Raw genomic sequence first — 18,319 nt, 5'->3', positions numbered from 1 at the left:
GATTATGAGTACAATACAATCTAAAGAAAATAAAAAACCTTATATTGAAGTAAAGAAAAAATTCTTTTTCTTTAAGAAGCGTTACGCTCGTTATAACATTAAAGGTGTAGAAGAGATGCTAAAAGTTCCTTCTGGTAAGGAAATTTTAGCATCCCTTAGAAATGTTGATATTACCTATGGTGTAGGTTCTAAAGCATTTAGAGCAGTAGTAGATATGAATCTTAATATTTATAAAGGTGAAGTATTAGGATTAGTTGGTGAATCAGGTAGTGGTAAATCAACAATAGGAAGAGCAATCATAGGTTTAGTTCCACACAGCTTTGGGCAGATTAAGATTCTTGATAAAGTTTTACCTCAAAAGATGCAAAAGGGTTTTAAGTTTGGTAAATCATTAAGAGAATATAAAGAAATTGAGAACTTTATGGTTAATAAAGTTCAGATGATCTTCCAAGACCCGGCTAACTCACTTAACCCACACGTTAATGTTGAAAGCATTGTATCTGAGGGATTAACCAACTTAAAGAATGCTAAAGAGATCTATCTATACAATGTTGATCAAGATGTAATTAGACATATCTATGAGACTTGATTAGATAAGAACACACCAGCAGTTTATCAAGCATTCTATAATGGTTATGAAGTTGAGTTAGAAAACTTAATTAATCAAAACGAACATGTTGCTTTTGAAGCGATCTATACTGGTTTTTATAACAAACTTAAAGAATTCAGTCAGTTTAAAATTCCAATGGATTACTTGCTTCAACAAAAAGAAGAAAGAATTCAATTAAGTAAGTTATCTGAACTAGAATGCAAACGCATTCTAGTGAGAAATATTCTAGCTTCAGTAGGTTTAGATGAATCTGTATTAAAGCGATACCCATTAGAATTCTCTGGTGGTCAGCAACAAAGAATTGGGATCTCTCGTGCTGTAGTTGTTAGACCTAGATTGTTGATTGCTGACGAACCAATCTCAGCATTAGACGTATCAATCCAAGCACAAGTTGTTAATATCTTTAATGACTTAAAGAATAAATTTAACTTAACAATTTTATTCATTGCCCACGATTTAAGAATGGTTGAGTATATCTCTGATAGAATCGCAGTTATGAATAAAGGAAGATTACTTGAAATCGGTTTAACTAAAGAGATTATGAAAAACTCTTTACACCCTTATACTAAATCATTACTTGATGCAGTACCATCAATTAATGGAACTAAAGGAAGTTTGATTGGTTATAAATACGATCCAAGTATTCATTCATATGATAAAAACAATCAACCTGAATGACAAAAGATTAATGACAACCACTTTGTTCTAGCTACTAAAAAAGAGTTAGAAGAATGAAAACAAGGTAAATATAAATAGATAGAATCTATTATTCTGTTTTTCATTAATTATTTTTAAGAATAAGTTTGTATCAATTTATTAAATATAACGATCTTGATAAATATTTATCAAGATCGTTATTATTTTGTTTAGTAACAAATATAAACTTCAAAAGTTAATATAAGAAATTAAGTAAGTATTGTTAATTATTATGAATTTAAGATACATTTAACATAAAAGTGATTGTTAAAATTTATTAAAATATCTCGTCATTTTGGCAATTTATTGTTAATTGATAAGAAATATAAGAGTTGTTATTGTTTCTTATATAAGAACTTAATTCGGTTTCTTAATATAGAATTAAAGCAACAAAAAAGCATAAATTAAAATTATAAAATCAGCATAAAAGTTTATGAAATTAAAAGATATAGCAGAAATAGTTACCGAAAAAATAGATTATGAATCAATAAATTTAGAGAATTATGTTTCTGTTGATAATTTATTGCAAAATAAAAACGGAAAATGTAATGCTGCTCATATGCCTGCATATGGTAAATATATTAAATATAGAGTTGGCGATATATTACTAGGAAACATTAGACCTTATTTAAAAAAATCTGGTTATCCGATACTACTGGAGCAGCAAAGCAAGATGTTATAGTTTTAAGACCAAAGAATAACATTTCTTCATGGTTTATCTACTCTTTATTATCTGATGACAATTTTTTTGAATATGTTTCTAAAGGTTCTATAGGTACGATAATGCCAAGGGGTGATAAGAAACATATTTTAAACTATGAATTCTTGGTCGATATAAATAACGAAAAAATATCTAATTTAATCAAATTGATAACTACAAAAATTTTCTTAAATAGAAAGATAAACGATAATTTAAAACGACAATTAAACACTTTATATGATTATTGATTTACTCAATATGATTTTCCTGATTTAACTAATAAACCCTATAGATATTCCGATGGAAAAATGAAATGAAATAATTCATTAAAGAAACACATCCCTATTGGATGAGAAGTAAAAAATTATCTGAGTTATGCAATATTTTATTAGGTGGTACTCCAAGCACTAAAAATAGTGAATATTGAAATGGAGATATAAATTGACTTAATTCAGGAGAAATAGCACAATTTCCTGTTGTAACTTCAGCAAAGAAAATTACTCAAAAAGGAATAGATAATTCAGCAACGAAACTTATTCCGAAGGGAGCTACTGTTATTTCGATAACAGGTAACATTAGGGTAAGCTGTTTAGCTATTGAAGCTTGCGCAAACCAATCAGTTGTAGCTGTTCTTGAAAACAAAAAGTTTAAACATCCTTTTATACATCAGTATTTATCGCGATTAATTTCGAATTATACAGCGATTTCAACAGGAAATTGTCAAAAACATATAAATAAAGAAACTGTAGAAAATTCATTAATAGTAGTACCTGAAGAACAAGTTTTATTGAAGTATTATCTCTTATCAGCTCCAATGTATGAAATTCTTATTAAGAATTCTTTAGAAAATGAAAATTAATGCAAATAAGAGATTTCCTATTACCACTATTAATGAACGGTCAAGTAAGAATTGATTAAGAAATTAATAAATAAATTATTTTTAACAAAGATAAATTTTGAAAAAAACGGTAAATTGATGTTTTTTATAAAAAAATATTGCGTTAAATATCGCAATATAATGAATATTATTTTAATGAATTATTGGTTTAAGATAAGTTTTATTTATATAAATTTTATTTAAAATAAATTATCGTTTATCTTACTATTGATATCTATTTTTTGATCTATTAAATCTAAAATTTTTGAAATCTTAATTTGATCTTGTTTATTGATAAGAATTTTAATCTTTATATTAGCTAATTCTTTTCCTGTAATTGATTTAAAAGTAGTTCCTCCGCCAAAAACTGATATAGAAGTCTTATTGAATAATAAACAATAATATAAAAACAAATTATTTATATTGTTGTTTGGTATTAAATTTACACAACTTTGATTAGTTGTTAACTCATTTTTTGCGATAGCAATATGTCCAATCGAACCTCTAGCAGAAAATAATATTGATCCCTTAGGTAAAATTTTAGCAGAACAGCTATCTAACCCTTCTTTAGTTATGTTTCTATCACCCTTTTCTATATATTTAGATTTATTTGTTGATAAATCTTTAGGAGTGATTCAAGGAATTGTTCCATCTTTATAATAATCCTTATTTTGAGTAGATGGCGTACCTCCGCCCGCAATCTTACATATATCACCTAATCGTTTTTTAACCCATTTCATTATTATTCCTACCTAATAAGTTTTCAGCGAAAAATTGGAACATTATCTTATTTAATCATTATATATTTAAGCATAATATTTATTGCTGCATAGTCTAATGAATTTTGAGTTAGTTTATCTATAGTTTTTATCTGTTTAAGAGTACATTACTTTTTGATAAAAAATCACTAGATTTTAAAAACTAAAAATATAGTTGAGCAAAGTAATTTGACTGATATTGTTTCACTTTATTAATTAAATTATTGTGTTATAATGTTTTTGATATTATGTTAAAAACTTACCAATCACTAAATAAAAGTTTTAGAACTATTAATAGCATATTTATAAAGAAGATGTTTGACTCTTCTAATATTTACACTATTAATAATGATAAAACGAATAAAGATGTGGGTGAGTAATTTTAAATAAATTCCAAATAAATATTTATAACAGATTGCTTATCCACCAAGAATAACGGAATAATTAAGCAATCATAAATTAATATATTAATAAATACATATAAGAATAGTGATTGCTTTTAAAAAAAGTAATTGCTATTTTTGGTATCAATAACATATAATCAACTATTTAACTATAAAAATATAAAGGACTAAAAAATGAGAAACAACAAAAACAAAAGAAGTTTCCTAAAAATTGCATCAGCTCTCTCATTTGCTGTTATAACTACAAGTACATTGGCTTCTTGTGGTTCTGGTTATTCAAACGTTTCGAACAATAGCTTTGCTAAAGGTTATATATTCGATGATAACAATAATATAAAAATTAAGGCTGCTGATGGTTTAAGAGATATCCCTTTAAACAAAGAAACCTTTGTAAATGCTTTAAAAGAATTAGGGGCTACTAAAGAAAAACCTTGAACAATTATCGATAAAAACTTATCTATAACTAAGGCTTCAGATGACTATCAAACATTCTTTAATAACAAAGCTGCAGCTTTATCAAATTTATCGGATGGTTTAATTAAATATAACAACGTTTTAAGATCTGCTATTAATCCTTCTGTGCAAGAACACTATGCTCAAGGTAACTCAACTTCAGGTAGTTTCTTCTGAGGTAGAGACTATGCTGCAGTTGGTACATTTATCGAATCTTGATTCACAGATGGACGTAATGCTAAAAACAGTCAATGGATCATTGAAAGATTAATTAAAATTGCTGACAATCCAGAAGCATACAAAACTCAATATGGAGAAAAATTCATTACTGTTTCTGCTTCATTAGCTAGAGCTATTATTGAAAGTGGATTAACTTCATTACAAGCTCCTAAGGCTAGCATGCCTGCTGGTATGGCTACTACTGATATGACTCCTGCCGCTATGACTCCTGCTACTATGGGTGCTGGAGCGGCAAGCTCAATTAGAATAGTTGAAGGTGATGCTGGAGGAAGTACTGGTGGAACTGGCGGCAACGGCGGAACAGGTTCTGGAGGTGATGCGACTAGTGGAGGAACTGGTGCTGCTGATGCTTCTTCTGGTTCAATGTCTTCTGGTTCTTCTTCTACAGAAACTACTGAAAGCATGCAACCAACTACTGAAACATCAACTAGTTCAGATGATATGAAATACCTTGAATTATTCAAAGGTAAAAAGTTTGATACTGTTGTTTCAACTGATCCTACTAAACTACAAGAATACAAAGATGGTATAGCTAAATATATCGGTGAATGAACTTCAGGTGATTCTGAACACTCACTATATATAATTTCATTCCTTGATGACCAATTCTCATTCATCCCTTCATCATCGCAAGATAATACTTCAATTAGTTATTCTCTAATTAAGAATCCTCAATGAATGATTCGTTCTAACTGAAAATCTTCTGAAACATTATACAGAGATTCAAGTGGTCCTGAAGGAGAACCATATGTATTAGAAACAACATCTAAACCTACTGATGGTAATGAACTTCCTCTTCAATCATCATTCTCATCTGGTGGTGGAAGTGGTGTTAACTATCCTGGAACTTATGTTCACTTGATTTCAGCTGAAACTACAGGCGCGATTAATTATGATAAGGCTACTAAAACTAGATCATATAACTTTGACGCTACATACAAATTAGAAGGTGCTAAAGGGTTAAAATTATATGATAAAGATGATAAATTATTAGCTGTTGTTTTAAGACCTGTTACAGGTGATGATGGAACGACTTGAACTGCGTCAGTTAAAGAAAAAGCTAAAACCGAAAATCCTAGTGTTTATATTTCTGAAAACGGTATAGTTGATCCTGATAAAGATAAAGAATTAGTAGATGTTTATAAAAAGGCAGTTAGATATGACTGACTAATTGATAAAAATATTAAATGAACCGACAAAACAGGAATGCCGGTTGCTAGATTATCTGCTAGAGACTTTGAAAGAGGATTAGAAGCTTTCTGATTAGCAAGACAAACTAATTACACTAACAACGGTTACTTAATTGATCAATTAGGTATTGATCTTCAAAAAACGCTTAATGGTACTACTATGAATCCTGCTGAAGATTCAAATGGTAAAGTTACAGTAACTGCTGGTACTACAAAAATTACAGATCCTGCTTACGATATAGGTAAATTCACTAACGATGATGATACTTATAGAGTTTATATAAAAAATCCTTATTCATTTGGTATTCAATTCTTCTCTAACTCATTCAATAGCCCATTACCTCACTGAGATTCTAGAGTAAGAAAAATTAGATTAAATACACAAACTACTGATAGTTCTAATACAACTATTACCTCTGAATTTAAAACAGGGTCTAGATGATCTGATTCTGTTGATGGACAAATTGCTGTTAAATCAATAACTGAAAACGGTAAAACATCTATAAACATTGATAAACAAGGAACTAAATTCGATCAATTATTTGGTTATATCAATGAAACAGGTACAGCTGATAACTTAGATTATTCTCTATATTCTGGTTCTTATTACTTAGACGGATACTCAGCTAACCAATATACATTCGCATACAACAATAATTACAAAAATGCGTTTTCTGACGGATATTACCAAAATACTAAACCAGTTCAAAAAATCCTATACAACTATGGAGGTAGAACTGTTGATGTTATCTACAGCGCTTACAGAAATGATAACTCAACTCCAACAATATTGCTTCTTCCTAGAAGTAAAGTAAATGACGCTTTTGGTAAACCACAATATAGCGAATTCTTATGAGCAACTCGCGCAGCTGATCCAGTTGGTCAATCTTCATTCCTTACATGATCAGCTAACCCAAGTTCTGATAATCCTACTTACCAAGATGCTGTTACTAAAAAAATATTCAAAGAATGAAACAGTGATAACTCAAGAATAGTTCGTGCTGGTATTGTTAACTTAGTTAACTGACAAAAACTAATTAACATCGTTGATCAAAACACAACATTCCAATTAACTTCTATTCCATATAGAACATTTGTTGATAGCAAAACATTCAAAGATGTTCAATTAAACGATGGATTCATCGCTGCTAGAGATAATAAATTCCCTGAAGCATTTAAAGTAAATGGTTACAGTGGCGTTTTAAGAAGACCATACACAGACTTCAAGCCAGCTGGTAAAAAAACTAGCTAATATGGTTTATATAAAAATAAACTAAAACAGTTTGTTATAATTTGTTATGGAATTTTTAATTAAAAATTAACTAAAAATAATAAGAGAATACAACTAAGTGACCCTTGGTTGTATTAATCTTATTTAATAAAGATAAATAATGCTAGCTTATATTTTAAAAAGAATAGGTTTTGCTGCATTAGCGGTTTTCATCCTTTTAACTATAACCTATTTACTAACAGGTTTATTACCATACAGACCGATAATACCAGGTCAAAATGAGTCAGAAGAAGCGTTTAACCAACGCTTAGCTGCTTTAGGTTTTAACGAACCAATTATCGTAAGATACGGAAAGTATCTTTACGGATTATTCGTAGAACATACATTAGGACCTTACTATTCAAACGGTGCTGTTAATATTGGTAAATTATTTTTCGAAAAAGTTCCTAATACCTTATTGATATCTTCTATTTCATTTGTAATATCAATTATCTTAGGTATTAGCTTTGGGGTTTTATCAGCAGTTTATCGTGGTAAGGTAATCGATACGGTGTTAAACATAGTTTCAGTTATCTTTATATCAGTACCAAGCTTTGTGATTGCTGTGTTGTTACTAATTATATTTAGAAATTCAGATCTACCACTTCGCTTTGTAGCTCCTGGATCAAATGATTACACAGTCGGAAAATTCTGAGCATCATTAGTATTACCAATCCTTTCATTAACATTAGGTGGGTTTTCTAGTATGACTTACTATATGAGAAATGAAATGGTTGAAGTTTTACAACAAGACTATATAAAAACTGCTAAATCAAAAGGACTTACTAATTGTGCGATTATTTTCAAACACGCACTAAGAAATGCATCAATCCCAATTTTATCGATTATAGTTCCGTCATTACTAGGATTAATTTCATCTTCATTTGTTATCGAAACATTCTATAGTGTTCCAGGTACTGCTTCAATTCTAGTTGATGCAATCCAAAAAAATGAAGTGAATATGCTAGCATTCCAAGTTTTATTCTTCTCTTCATTATCATTCTTATTGCAAATCGTATTAGATGTTATCTACACATTAGTAGATCCAAGAATAAGACTAGCAGAAGGTAATTCGTTTATCTTTGTTAAATGAATTGCTAACAGTATTGCTAGAAATAAAAATAAAAAACTATGAGCTATGGTTAATGAATCAAATGCTTATGTTGTATCAGAAGATAAGGATAGTTCTTTAATAGAATCTATTAAAGAAAATAATGACTTATCTAAAACTAAAGTTTTTGTAGATAACAAGAAGTTTAATTTACCAAATAATGTTGAATACATTATTTTAAATAAGAAGATCTACATATTAGAGAAAGCGCTAGGTTAATAAGAAAAGATGACAATACAAGAATTAGGCGCAAAATATCAATTTGATAAAGAATTGTTCGAACGAGTTGATGTTAATGAACAGTTAAATAAACAAAGTCAAGTAATTGGTAAACCAAGCAATTATATAGTTGATATTATTAAGAGATTTTTTAAAAACCCAGCAGCAGCTGTATTTACGGTGTTTTTAATTATCTTGATTTTATTATCAATAATTGCTCCGATAGCTTCACCTTATGATCCGATCAATCCGATTGGAATTGATGATGTTTTTTTCAATCTACCACCAAGAATCTTTGGTTTAAATCCTACTAAGATTGCTAGAATACCAAGTGTATTCTTGTATATGTATGATGGTGTAATTGTTGATCAAAAAGATGTTGGTAATGGTATAGTTCAAATTACTTATCATCCTTATGATTTAGAACAATTAAGAAATATTTATCCGATCTTTGGTACTACTCAAGGTGGTGTTGATGTTTGAACTAACTTATGAAAAGCAATTCAAACATCATTAGGTTCTGCTTTAATAGTTTCTGTATTTGCGACAATCATTGGAGTAATCTATGGTTCTATTTCTGGTAGCTTTGCTGGTAAATGAGTAGATACAGTTATGATGCGAATTGTTGAAATCATTAGCGGGTTACCAACAATAATCTTGATTATTATTCTTGCGCAAATCTTTGTTGGTTCTGATGGTAATGTTGGAGGTAATTTAAGTCTAGCTTCATTAAATGCTGCTTTAATCTCTCTATACTGAACTGGTCCAGCTAGAATTACAAGAATTTACATCGTTAAAACAAAAGACGCGGAATATATTCAAGCAGCTAGAACATTAGGTGCTAGTCAATGAAGAATCATCTTTGTTCATATGATTCCTAATATCTCAGGTAGGTTATCTGTAATGTTCGTAAACTTTATTCCGGTAGCTATCTTTGTAGACTCAGGTTTAGTATTCCTAGGATTAAAATCATCTCAAGATTTATCATTAGGAACAATCTTATCTTCGACTTACCAAAACATCTCGTCTGATTTATTACATATATCATTACCACCGATCATTATCTTCTCGTTATTTACGATTTCATTACAAATCATTGCTAACGCAATTAATGACGCAGTAGACCCAAGAATTATAGGTAGAAAATAATGCAATTAAAAAAACGTTATTTAATAACCAACGAAGATAAGAAACTAAAAGAAAACTTCATGCTTGATATAAGAAATTTAAATGTTTCTTTTAAAACCAAAGATGGTATGCTTCAAGCTGTAAGAGGTGTTAATATCTCAGCAAGAAAAGGTCAGATCATAGGTATTATTGGTGAATCTGGTAGCGGTAAATCTGTATGTGTTAAATCCTTAATTGGTTTTAATGATAATTCCAAAACTGTTGCTGATAACCTTAATCTTGATGATATTGATATCAGTAAGATTAAAAACCGAGATTGATCTAGTTTACGTGGGGAGTATGTTACTTATATTCCTCAGGATCCTTTGTTATCACTTAATCCAACTAAAAAGATTGGTGCGCAAATTAAAGAAGCATTAGTAATTGCTGAAAAAAGAAAATACCGTCAAGAAGTTTTAGAGATTAAAGAAAAGTATTTAGAAGAAAAACAAAAACTAGATCAAGAGCTAGATAAACAACCTTCTAGTAACGAACTATTAAAAAAACTTGATGAATTAAAAACTGATTATAATAATAAACTTGCTAAAGCTAAAGCTGCTTATAAAAATGAAAAGAGCGCTAAAGCTATTAAAGCTAAGATTTATCAAATCCTTGAATTCATTGGTATTAATGATATTAAAAACAAAGTTAATGCCTATCCTCATGAATTCTCAGGGGGGATGAGACAAAGAATTGTTATCGGAATCGCAATTGCTTCAAGACCTAAATTAATTATTGCAGATGAACCAACTACAGCTTTAGATGTAACAATCCAAGCTAAGGTTCTAGACTTGATTAAAAAGATTAATCAAGTTTATAAAGTTACTGTTATCTTTATCTCGCATAACATTGCTTTAGTGGCTAACTTCTGTGAGTATATTTATGTGATGTATGCTGGAAAGATTGTTGAGCAAGGTAATATTGACGATATCTTCTTAGATCCTAGACATCCATATACTTGAGCATTAATTTCTTCAATTCCAGATGAAGGAATTGAAGGTAAATTAAAATCAATTCCAGGTTCAGCGCCAAACTTGATTTCTCCACCTAAAGGTGATGCGTTTGCTGCTAGAAATGAATATGCAACAAAACTTGATTTCAACCAACAACCTCCGTTAGTTGAAATCACTAAAACACATAAAGCAGCTACTTGATTACTTCACCCAGACGCGCCTAAGGTTCAATTACCAGATTTAGTTAAGCAAAAGATTGAAATCTATAAACAATCTTTAGCTAAACTAGAAAAACAACCAATAGAAGAAAAAACTCCAGAAGTAATATTCAACGTATTCGATACCAGGGAGAAACAATAAAATGAATCCTAAAAAAGATAATAACGAACAACAAACTTTATTAGATGTAGCTGATTTATCAGTTGTTTTCAACTCTAGAGGTTCGCATTTTACTGCTGTTAATAACGTTTCATTTAAAGTTAATAAAGGTGACTTTTTTGGAATCATTGGTGAATCTGGTAGTGGTAAATCAACAATTGGTAAAACTTTAGTTAGACTTAATAAAGCTAGCGGAGGTTCAATTAATCTTGATGGTCGATTAATTGGTAATAAAAAGATTTCAAGATCTGATAAATCTTGATTACATCAAAATGCTCAGATGATCTTTCAAGATCCAATGAGTTCGCTAAACCCAATCAAGACAGTTTTAAAGTTAGTTTCTGAGCCGATTATGATCAATAAAATGATTCATAAAAAAGCTAAAGAACTTTATAAAAAACTAACTTATATCCGTCCGTATTTTCATTATTCATTCAAGAATAAAGAGTTTTCATTAACTTATGAATATGAATCGAATTATTTTAAAAAACTAGCGCAAAACTATCATGATGGTTTTAAAGCTTTAAGTGAATTGAAGTTATCTAATAATGACTTTAATACCGGATATAAAGAAATTGTTTTCTTAATGGACGATATTTCTGAAAAAGTTCAGAGCAATATCGAGTTATCAAAAAAATACTTAACAGATTATAAGAATATTTTAGATAACTTCATTAAGGATTATGATAATAAACAATACGAACAAGTAGATCTTGAATTTGATCAAGCTAAACAAGAACAAGCACAAAAAGAAAAAGTTCTGAAATACTCGCAAAAGGTATTAGATTTAAAAAAACAGAAAGAAAATAAAAAACAAGAACTTAAAGATCTTATTAGTAACTTTAACGAAGTTTATTTATTTAGAAACTTTTCTGAACTTTTAAGTTGATTAACTACAGTTGAATCTGAAGTTAAGAACTTTAAACATAAGATGAGATTTGCTAATGATCCGCTTGATTATGTTTATGCTGGAATTAATTATTTCTGAAAAAAATCTGAATTAAGAATTATTAATTCAATTAAGAATGATCGTTACTTTGAAAAAGAACAATTGGATTTATTAATTGAAAAGATTAATGAATACTTTAGAAATATTTTTGAACCACTTGTAAATATCGTTATTAATTACTCAATTGAATTAAAAAAAGATATTTTAAAAACTAATATTTTTTACAAACAAGCTGATTGTTATTTTGATCTTGCTAAACAACTTCACAAAGTTATCAACAAGAAATTAGATTTATCAAGACTAGAAGAATTTAATGTTTATCTTGATGTTGTTGCGAGTAACAATAAGTTTATTGTTGAAAACAAATACATAAACAATAGTTTTGATGAATGAAAAACAACAATTAGTAATAATTTTAAAGCGATAATTACTGAAATTAACAATCACAAAGATGAATCACAAAAGATTGCTAATGAAAAAAATGTTGATGTTTATCATTTAAAAAAAGAAATCAATCAACTAGATCAAGAGATTAAGAAGAGTTATTCTGCTTATCAAAAAAATAATAAAGAAAACGAAGTTAATGAAGTTGAGTTAGCGATTAGAAATACTTTTGATAAGAAAACTAAACGTGATGTAATAATCGAAAATTACAAAAACAAATTACCAGAAGTATTATCTAAGCGCGAATACTTATCAGAAGAAGTTAAAAAACTTCGTGAAGACTACAGAAAAACTAAATTTAGATTTTCAAAATTAGTTAATGAAAAAATCCACGATTTAGCTAACCAAAACAAATGAAAAGCAAAAGATGTAAGTCTTTTAATGGGTGCGATAAAACTACGTTTAAAATCAATGGATACAGTTGATTTTGAATATAAGATTGTTCATAAAGATAAGAATATTTATCGCAATCTATTTTTAAAATTACCTAAATGATTAAATTGAATTTATTTATTCCCTTTAAGATCAATTTTAATCCGTGATAAAGTGTTTGACGCGCTTAGTCAGGTTGGTTTAAAGCCAGAACACGCATACAGATACCCACACGAATTTTCAGGTGGTCAGCGTCAAAGAATTGTGATTGCTAGAGCATTAATTACCGATCCAAAGATTGTAATCGCAGACGAACCGATTTCAGCGCTTGATGTATCAATCCAAGCTCAGATCGTTAATATTATGAAAGAGATGGTTGAAAAACATGGCGTTACCTTTTTATTCATTGCTCACGATCTATCGATGGTTAATTATGCATGTAACAATGTTATCATCATGCACAGAGGTAGAATTCTTGAGCGCGGTAGTGTTGATAAAATCTTTAAAAACCCAATCCATCCATATACTAAATCATTAATGAAAGCTTCTCCTAAGTTATCAAACATTCACCTAGATCTAGCTTCATTTGATGAAGGATTTAATTACAATAAAGATTACTCAGTTATTAACAAACCATCATACTTCAAAGTATCTGATAATCACGAAGTTTTCTGTACGAAAGAACAATTTGATTTATGGGTAAATCAAAACCGCTAAAGACAGGTTATAGCAACTATTCAAATAGTTACATTAATAAATTAAATAAAAACGATTTAACCGATCAAAAGATAAACAATACAATTAACCAAAACAACCTAAAATACTCTAAGGGTTGATTTGGTTTTTGTTTTTGTTTAATTGTCGTTATTGTAGTTTTATTTGTTTTATTATTTGTTAATCGGGGTTTCGGAGTTTCTAAAAAAACCCAAATCTTTGACGCAGTGACAATTTCAAGTGGAATCGGTTTTTTATTCCATGCAATCGGTTTTATCAATCGACAAAATATCTTTATGATGTTAAAGTTTAAATTTAAAAAACTGGGAATTTTTTTAAGTTTAAAAAAACAACGTGAAAAGAAAGATTTCTTATATGATCATGATAATGCTAGTAACTATATCAAGACGTATGAAGATTATTTAACTTACGCAAAAGAAAAGAATAAGGCTTCATTTAAAGTTTTTTACATAACTTTTCTGATATATGGAATTTTATTTTTAATTTCTATTATTCTTTCTTTCAGTTTATCTTAGAAAATGTTATAATTTCAAAGATAAAACGTTTGGGAGCATACTCAAGTGGTTAAGAGGACACCCTGCTAAGGTGTTAGATCAGCAATGGTGCGTGGGTTCGAATCCCACTGCTTCCGCCATTAAATAACTAAATCTATTAAAAAAGTAGCCCAACACTCATTAAGGGCTACTTTTCTATTTAAATTAATCTTTTAGTTATTTAATTGAATTAATTATTTAGTGCAAGGACAACCTTCGCAAGCACATTTGTCTTCACAAATGCATTTTTTAGTTGTTATGCAATCACATTTACATTCATTTTTAATTAGCATAATAATTTATTTTCCTTTCTCACTAAATTTTATATATCAAATAAAATAAATTTGTTCTGATTTCAATATATTAAAATTTCATAAACAATTATGGCATCAATTATTCACGCAAAAGACTTAAGAAGTGGTCACACAATTTTTTTAAATGACCAAATATATTTAGTTATTGAAAACTCATTTAACAAAACCGCAATGCGCGAAGGGATTGTTAAATGTAAAGTTAAAAACTTACGTACTGGAGCTATTACTACTGAAGTAATGACTGGTATGAAACTTGAACAAGCAACAATTGAAAAACAAAAGATGTCTTTTGTTTATCAAGATCAAAACAGCTTTGTTTTCATGAACAATGAAACATACGAACAAGTAGAAGTACCTAGTAAGTTACTAGAATACGAAAAGAACTTTATTAGCGAAGGTACTGAAGTATCAATTATGCGTTATGAAGACGAAATCCTTGGGGTTAATTTACCTGACCAAGTAGTAGTAGAAATCGAATACGCAGAGGATGCAGTTCAAGGTAATAGTGTTAATAACGCTTTGAAAAAAGCAACATTAATAACTGGTTATGTAATTGAAGTTCCTCAATTCATTAAATCCAAAGAAAAAGTAATCGTATCAACAATTGACGGAAAATATGTCTCAAGAGCTAACTAATACAAGAAGTCTTGTATATAACAAATTTGGTAGTATCAAGATAACTGATAAAGCCTTTTTAAAATATATTAAGAACAAAATTGATTCTTATCTTGAAAATAACAAATTGATTGAATTATTAAAAGTTGATTTGTATCACTTTTATGATGATACTAATGCTCAGATTAATATTTATGTTAAGTATCTTAAGAAGAAATACGATAACGACTTCATTAAGAATTTATCTAACCAAATTATTAATGCGATTAATGTTGAATTAGGCTTAGTATTAACTTCAATAAACTTTATTCAAAAATTCTAATGGCTAATCAAACCAATAAAAGATCACAATATCGGATTAGATATGATCGTTTAACTTTTATTTATCAAGCTTTATTATTAGACCTTAATCTAGAACAAATCTACGATAAAATTAACCAATTAGAAGATCAAGATGATCAAACGTTTTTAAATAACTGAACAGGTTATATTAATCAGATCCCATCATTGGTATCAACTCATTTAAAACAAAGCTGAAGTTGAAATCGTCTTGATTATATGATCAAAGCTTTGTTTAATTTGATTATTACTGAAGCTAAAACGGTTAAAACTCAAAAAGCAATATTGATATCTCAAGCAACTAAGTTGATGCAAGAATATGGTGATCTTAGTAGTATCAATTTAATAACAGCAGTTCTTAACAAGGTTTTATAAGATGAAACTACGTAAATGAAGAAATCATTACATTACTTTTTTAGCTAATATCTTTATTTTTTTGGGTTTTATTGTTAATGTTTTGATTATCAAGATCATCGATCCGATAAACAATCAAACAACATCAATCAAACCTGAATTAATGATCATTATTGCTTTAATTGGCGGTTTGATTGGAGTTAGTTTTATTGCTTTAGACATTAAATACTTTAGCAAAGACTTCCCTTATAAAAAATTCCATTACGATAAGAAATACACCAAGCTTTATATCGCAGGTATTTCAATTACACTAGCTAATTTGATGATTGGAATGTTATTAGTTGTCTTAGGCGTTTTTTATTCTAATAAAGCCGATAAACTTAATGCTAATGAGATTATTGAAAACTTTAATATAACCAAAGGGTTAATTTATGGTTCAATTGCTGTTGTAGGTTTTATTTCAATAATTGCTTTTACGATTATTCGCTTATCAAGATTTTATATCGAACTAGATCTTGAGAAAAGAAAAAATAACACTGACAACACAATCAAACCTGTTAATAGCGATGATAAACCTGTAATCATAGGTATTAATGATGGTAATGATAAAAATAAAATAGAAGATGATCCATCATCTTCTATTAAAAAAACAGATAGTACCAAACCATCAGCTGGTTTAAGTGAGCTTTAGTTTTTAATCTTTTCCATTACTTCTTTAAGATCTAAGATATTTACTTTATTAGTCTTAAAGCCAAATCCTTCTTTAGCGGCATACTTAGGTATAATATGAAGGTGATAATGAAATACTTCTTGACCAGCTATTGATCCTTCATTAGATACATAATTAAATCCATAAACATCTAAACTAGATTTTTTTAGGATCTTAATTACTTCTTGAGCTAGATCAGTTACTGCGTGCATATCTTCATTAGGTGTGCTTGAAAAATCCTTGTGATGAGCTTTGGGAATAACTAATGTATGACCATTAGACACAGGAAAAGCATCTAGAAAAGCGATTGCTAATTCATTTTCGCAAACAATATTAGCTTCAATTTCTTTGTTGATAATTTTGCAAAAAATACAATTTGATTGAGTCATTTTTAATTTTCTTTAATCTATTACTAAACAAATATTAATATAATAATAATATTAATTATATGGTTAATGATAATAATAAAGCAACATTCGAAACATTAACTAACTACATAGCTTATGTTAAAAAGGGTGATTTAAAGGTACATTGATCTTTAAATAAAAAACAATTATCCTTATCGCTAAGTAGTTTTGTTTTTCTTACTTTTACAGCATTTTTTGTATTAGTTTTAGCTTGTAATGTTTTTTATATTGTTTGATCAGCATTTAATAATACTGATATAAACAATAGTGTTGATACATCTATGATGTTAGATAAAGTTAATAATGGCTGGAGTGTCAACTTAGCTTTTTTTGTATTATCATTAACGACATTAATTTGTGAAATTGGCTTTGTTCTTAGGTGTAATTACTTATTAAATTTTAAAAAGGTCATCACGCCGATTAAATTAATTAAACGAAGTTTTAATTTTATTAATGCAATCGTTTTAATTTGTTTATCCTTGTCATTATTATTTATCGTTTCAGGTTTTGGGGTGTATGCTAATTTCAATAAACTATACAATCGCACAGTACCGATCGGAAAGTTTTTTGACGAAATTAACCAAGGAGCAATTATCAGTCAAAAAACTTTATTAAGTGCAATTCTTGGAATCTTCTTTACATTATCACCGACATTATTATTAGCTAGCTTATTAATATACAGTGTGTTTGTTGTTCAATACCATGTATTTACTTCTTTTTATAAGATCACAAGAGCAATCAGACCGTTGGTTAAAGAATTAGTTTTGCAAGAAAAACTAAAAGCTAAAGAAGATAAAAATAAGTTGACGATTCTTAATGAACAAGAAGAAGAACTCAATGAAAAAGTTGTTGAAGTTATTAAGCAAAAAGCAACTAAACCTAATGTTAATGTTAAAGAGAATATTAATATTGACCAAAACAATGTTAATGATTCGATAAATAACAACCAAACAACTCAACAAACACCGCAACCTGCAACTAATCCTAATCTAGATTCTTTATTCAAAAAAATGTATGCTAACAACAGCATTAATCCTAATCCAGATACCAAATCAACTCAAGCTTATACACAAACATACCCTAATCAAAATAATATTAATCAAACTCATAATGTTAATGTTAATAATACCCAAAGTTTTAATGTTAATCCAACACCAGCACAACAAACAATAAATTCTCAAGAAGTTAATAACAACATTAACCCAACATCAAGCTTGAAAGATATTATTAAAAAAATCAATACACCAACTAAATCATTTGATGGACAAAATCAAGCTAATAATCAAACGCAATCAGTTAATTCTTCTCAACAAACAAACACTAATAATATAAACCCTGGTGATCTTTATAAGAATATCTTTAAATTCAAAACGCCGTTTGCAACACCAAACCCAAATAATAACAACCAACAAAACAACGATGATGATTTACCAGTAGGAATAGGCGTTGATAACCAACAAGAAAAGGATTCAAAACTATTAAAAGAGTTATTGAAGAATGTAAAAAAATAAAGAGCAAAATA

General features: G+C 28.7%; 16 protein-coding genes and 1 tRNA gene. 15 read left to right on the top strand and 2 right to left on the bottom strand.

The features are described from left to right. Positions 1-4 precede the first annotated feature (4 nt). The 3 genes from NMG77_RS02675 (at position 5) to NMG77_RS02665 (ending at position 2,865) form a co-directional block, all read left to right on the top strand. Complete coding sequence (locus NMG77_RS02675; protein WP_255034420.1) at positions 5-1,366, top strand: ABC transporter ATP-binding protein; 1,362 nt, start codon at positions 5-7, stop codon at positions 1,364-1,366. Between the two features lie 373 nt (positions 1,367-1,739). Further along, positions 1,740-1,988 carry a hypothetical protein gene (locus NMG77_RS02670; RefSeq protein WP_255045682.1) on the top strand — a complete coding sequence of 83 codons (249 nt, stop codon included), beginning with the start codon at positions 1,740-1,742 and terminating at the stop codon, positions 1,986-1,988. Positions 1,989-2,355: 367 nt separating this feature from the next. After that, positions 2,356-2,865, top strand: coding sequence for a restriction endonuclease subunit S (locus NMG77_RS02665; protein ID WP_255045681.1), 510 nt, complete (start codon positions 2,356-2,358; stop codon positions 2,863-2,865). Positions 2,866-3,083: 218 nt separating this feature from the next. On the opposite strand, the gene NMG77_RS02660 is transcribed toward NMG77_RS02665, so the two are convergent. Continuing rightward, the gene (locus tag NMG77_RS02660; protein WP_255045680.1) at positions 3,084-3,623 is read right to left on the bottom strand and encodes a restriction endonuclease subunit S; all 540 of its coding nucleotides are present in this window, start codon (positions 3,621-3,623) and stop codon (positions 3,084-3,086) included. 596 nt (positions 3,624-4,219) lie between these two features. Between NMG77_RS02660 and NMG77_RS02655 the strand changes: the two genes are divergently transcribed. The 11 genes from NMG77_RS02655 (at position 4,220) to NMG77_RS02605 (ending at position 16,372) form a co-directional block, all read left to right on the top strand. After that, positions 4,220-7,180, top strand: coding sequence for an MG321/MPN456 family lipoprotein (locus NMG77_RS02655; RefSeq protein WP_255045679.1), 2,961 nt, complete (start codon positions 4,220-4,222; stop codon positions 7,178-7,180). 139 nt (positions 7,181-7,319) lie between these two features. Further along, the gene (locus NMG77_RS02650; protein WP_255045678.1) at positions 7,320-8,528 is read left to right on the top strand and encodes an ABC transporter permease; all 1,209 of its coding nucleotides are present in this window, start codon (positions 7,320-7,322) and stop codon (positions 8,526-8,528) included. A gap of 9 nt (positions 8,529-8,537) precedes the next feature. Beyond that, positions 8,538-9,677 carry an ABC transporter permease gene (locus tag NMG77_RS02645; RefSeq protein WP_255034414.1) on the top strand — a complete coding sequence of 380 codons (1,140 nt, stop codon included), beginning with the start codon at positions 8,538-8,540 and terminating at the stop codon, positions 9,675-9,677. After that, positions 9,677-11,008 carry an ABC transporter ATP-binding protein gene (locus NMG77_RS02640; RefSeq protein WP_255045677.1) on the top strand — a complete coding sequence of 444 codons (1,332 nt, stop codon included), beginning with the start codon at positions 9,677-9,679 and terminating at the stop codon, positions 11,006-11,008. Before NMG77_RS02645 ends, NMG77_RS02640 begins: the two co-directional genes overlap by 1 nt. A gap of 1 nt (position 11,009) precedes the next feature. After that, the gene (locus tag NMG77_RS02635) at positions 11,010-13,508 is read left to right on the top strand and encodes an ATP-binding cassette domain-containing protein (protein ID WP_255045676.1); all 2,499 of its coding nucleotides are present in this window, start codon (positions 11,010-11,012) and stop codon (positions 13,506-13,508) included. After that, a complete protein-coding gene (locus NMG77_RS02630) occupies positions 13,487-14,041 on the top strand; it encodes a DUF3899 domain-containing protein (RefSeq protein ID WP_255045675.1) in 555 nt (184 codons plus the stop codon). Before NMG77_RS02635 ends, NMG77_RS02630 begins: the two co-directional genes overlap by 22 nt. 31 nt (positions 14,042-14,072) lie before the next feature. Next, positions 14,073-14,160: transfer RNA gene (locus NMG77_RS02625), tRNA-Ser, on the top strand. A gap of 282 nt (positions 14,161-14,442) precedes the next feature. Continuing rightward, positions 14,443-15,009: an elongation factor P gene (gene efp, locus NMG77_RS02620; RefSeq protein ID WP_255034410.1), complete on the top strand. Its 567-nt coding sequence runs from the start codon at positions 14,443-14,445 to the stop codon at positions 15,007-15,009. Continuing rightward, positions 14,990-15,310 carry a hypothetical protein gene (locus tag NMG77_RS02615; protein ID WP_255034409.1) on the top strand — a complete coding sequence of 107 codons (321 nt, stop codon included), beginning with the start codon at positions 14,990-14,992 and terminating at the stop codon, positions 15,308-15,310. Before efp ends, NMG77_RS02615 begins: the two co-directional genes overlap by 20 nt. Continuing rightward, positions 15,310-15,702: a transcription antitermination factor NusB gene (locus NMG77_RS02610; protein WP_255045674.1), complete on the top strand. Its 393-nt coding sequence runs from the start codon at positions 15,310-15,312 to the stop codon at positions 15,700-15,702. The genes NMG77_RS02615 and NMG77_RS02610 overlap by 1 nt, the downstream gene beginning before the upstream one ends. 1 nt (position 15,703) lies before the next feature. Beyond that, on the top strand, positions 15,704-16,372 hold the full coding sequence (locus NMG77_RS02605) for a DUF5453 family protein (RefSeq protein WP_255045673.1): 669 nt from the start codon (positions 15,704-15,706) through the stop codon (positions 16,370-16,372). Here NMG77_RS02605 and NMG77_RS02600 read toward each other — a convergent pair. Beyond that, a complete protein-coding gene (locus NMG77_RS02600) occupies positions 16,369-16,779 on the bottom strand; it encodes an HIT family protein (RefSeq protein ID WP_255034406.1) in 411 nt (136 codons plus the stop codon). The genes NMG77_RS02605 and NMG77_RS02600 overlap by 4 nt on opposite strands. Positions 16,780-16,838: 59 nt before the next feature. Here NMG77_RS02600 and NMG77_RS02595 point away from each other — a divergent pair, with 59 nt between their 5' ends. Continuing rightward, the gene (locus NMG77_RS02595) at positions 16,839-18,308 is read left to right on the top strand and encodes a hypothetical protein (RefSeq protein ID WP_255045672.1); all 1,470 of its coding nucleotides are present in this window, start codon (positions 16,839-16,841) and stop codon (positions 18,306-18,308) included. The last annotated feature ends 11 nt before the right edge of the window (positions 18,309-18,319 follow it).

It is taken from the genome of Mycoplasma bradburyae (assembly GCF_024339025.1).
Lineage (GTDB): Bacteria > Bacillota_I > Bacilli_A > Mycoplasmatales > Mycoplasmoidaceae > Mycoplasmoides > Mycoplasmoides bradburyae.
This window is presented reverse-complemented; position numbering and strand designations above follow the sequence as displayed.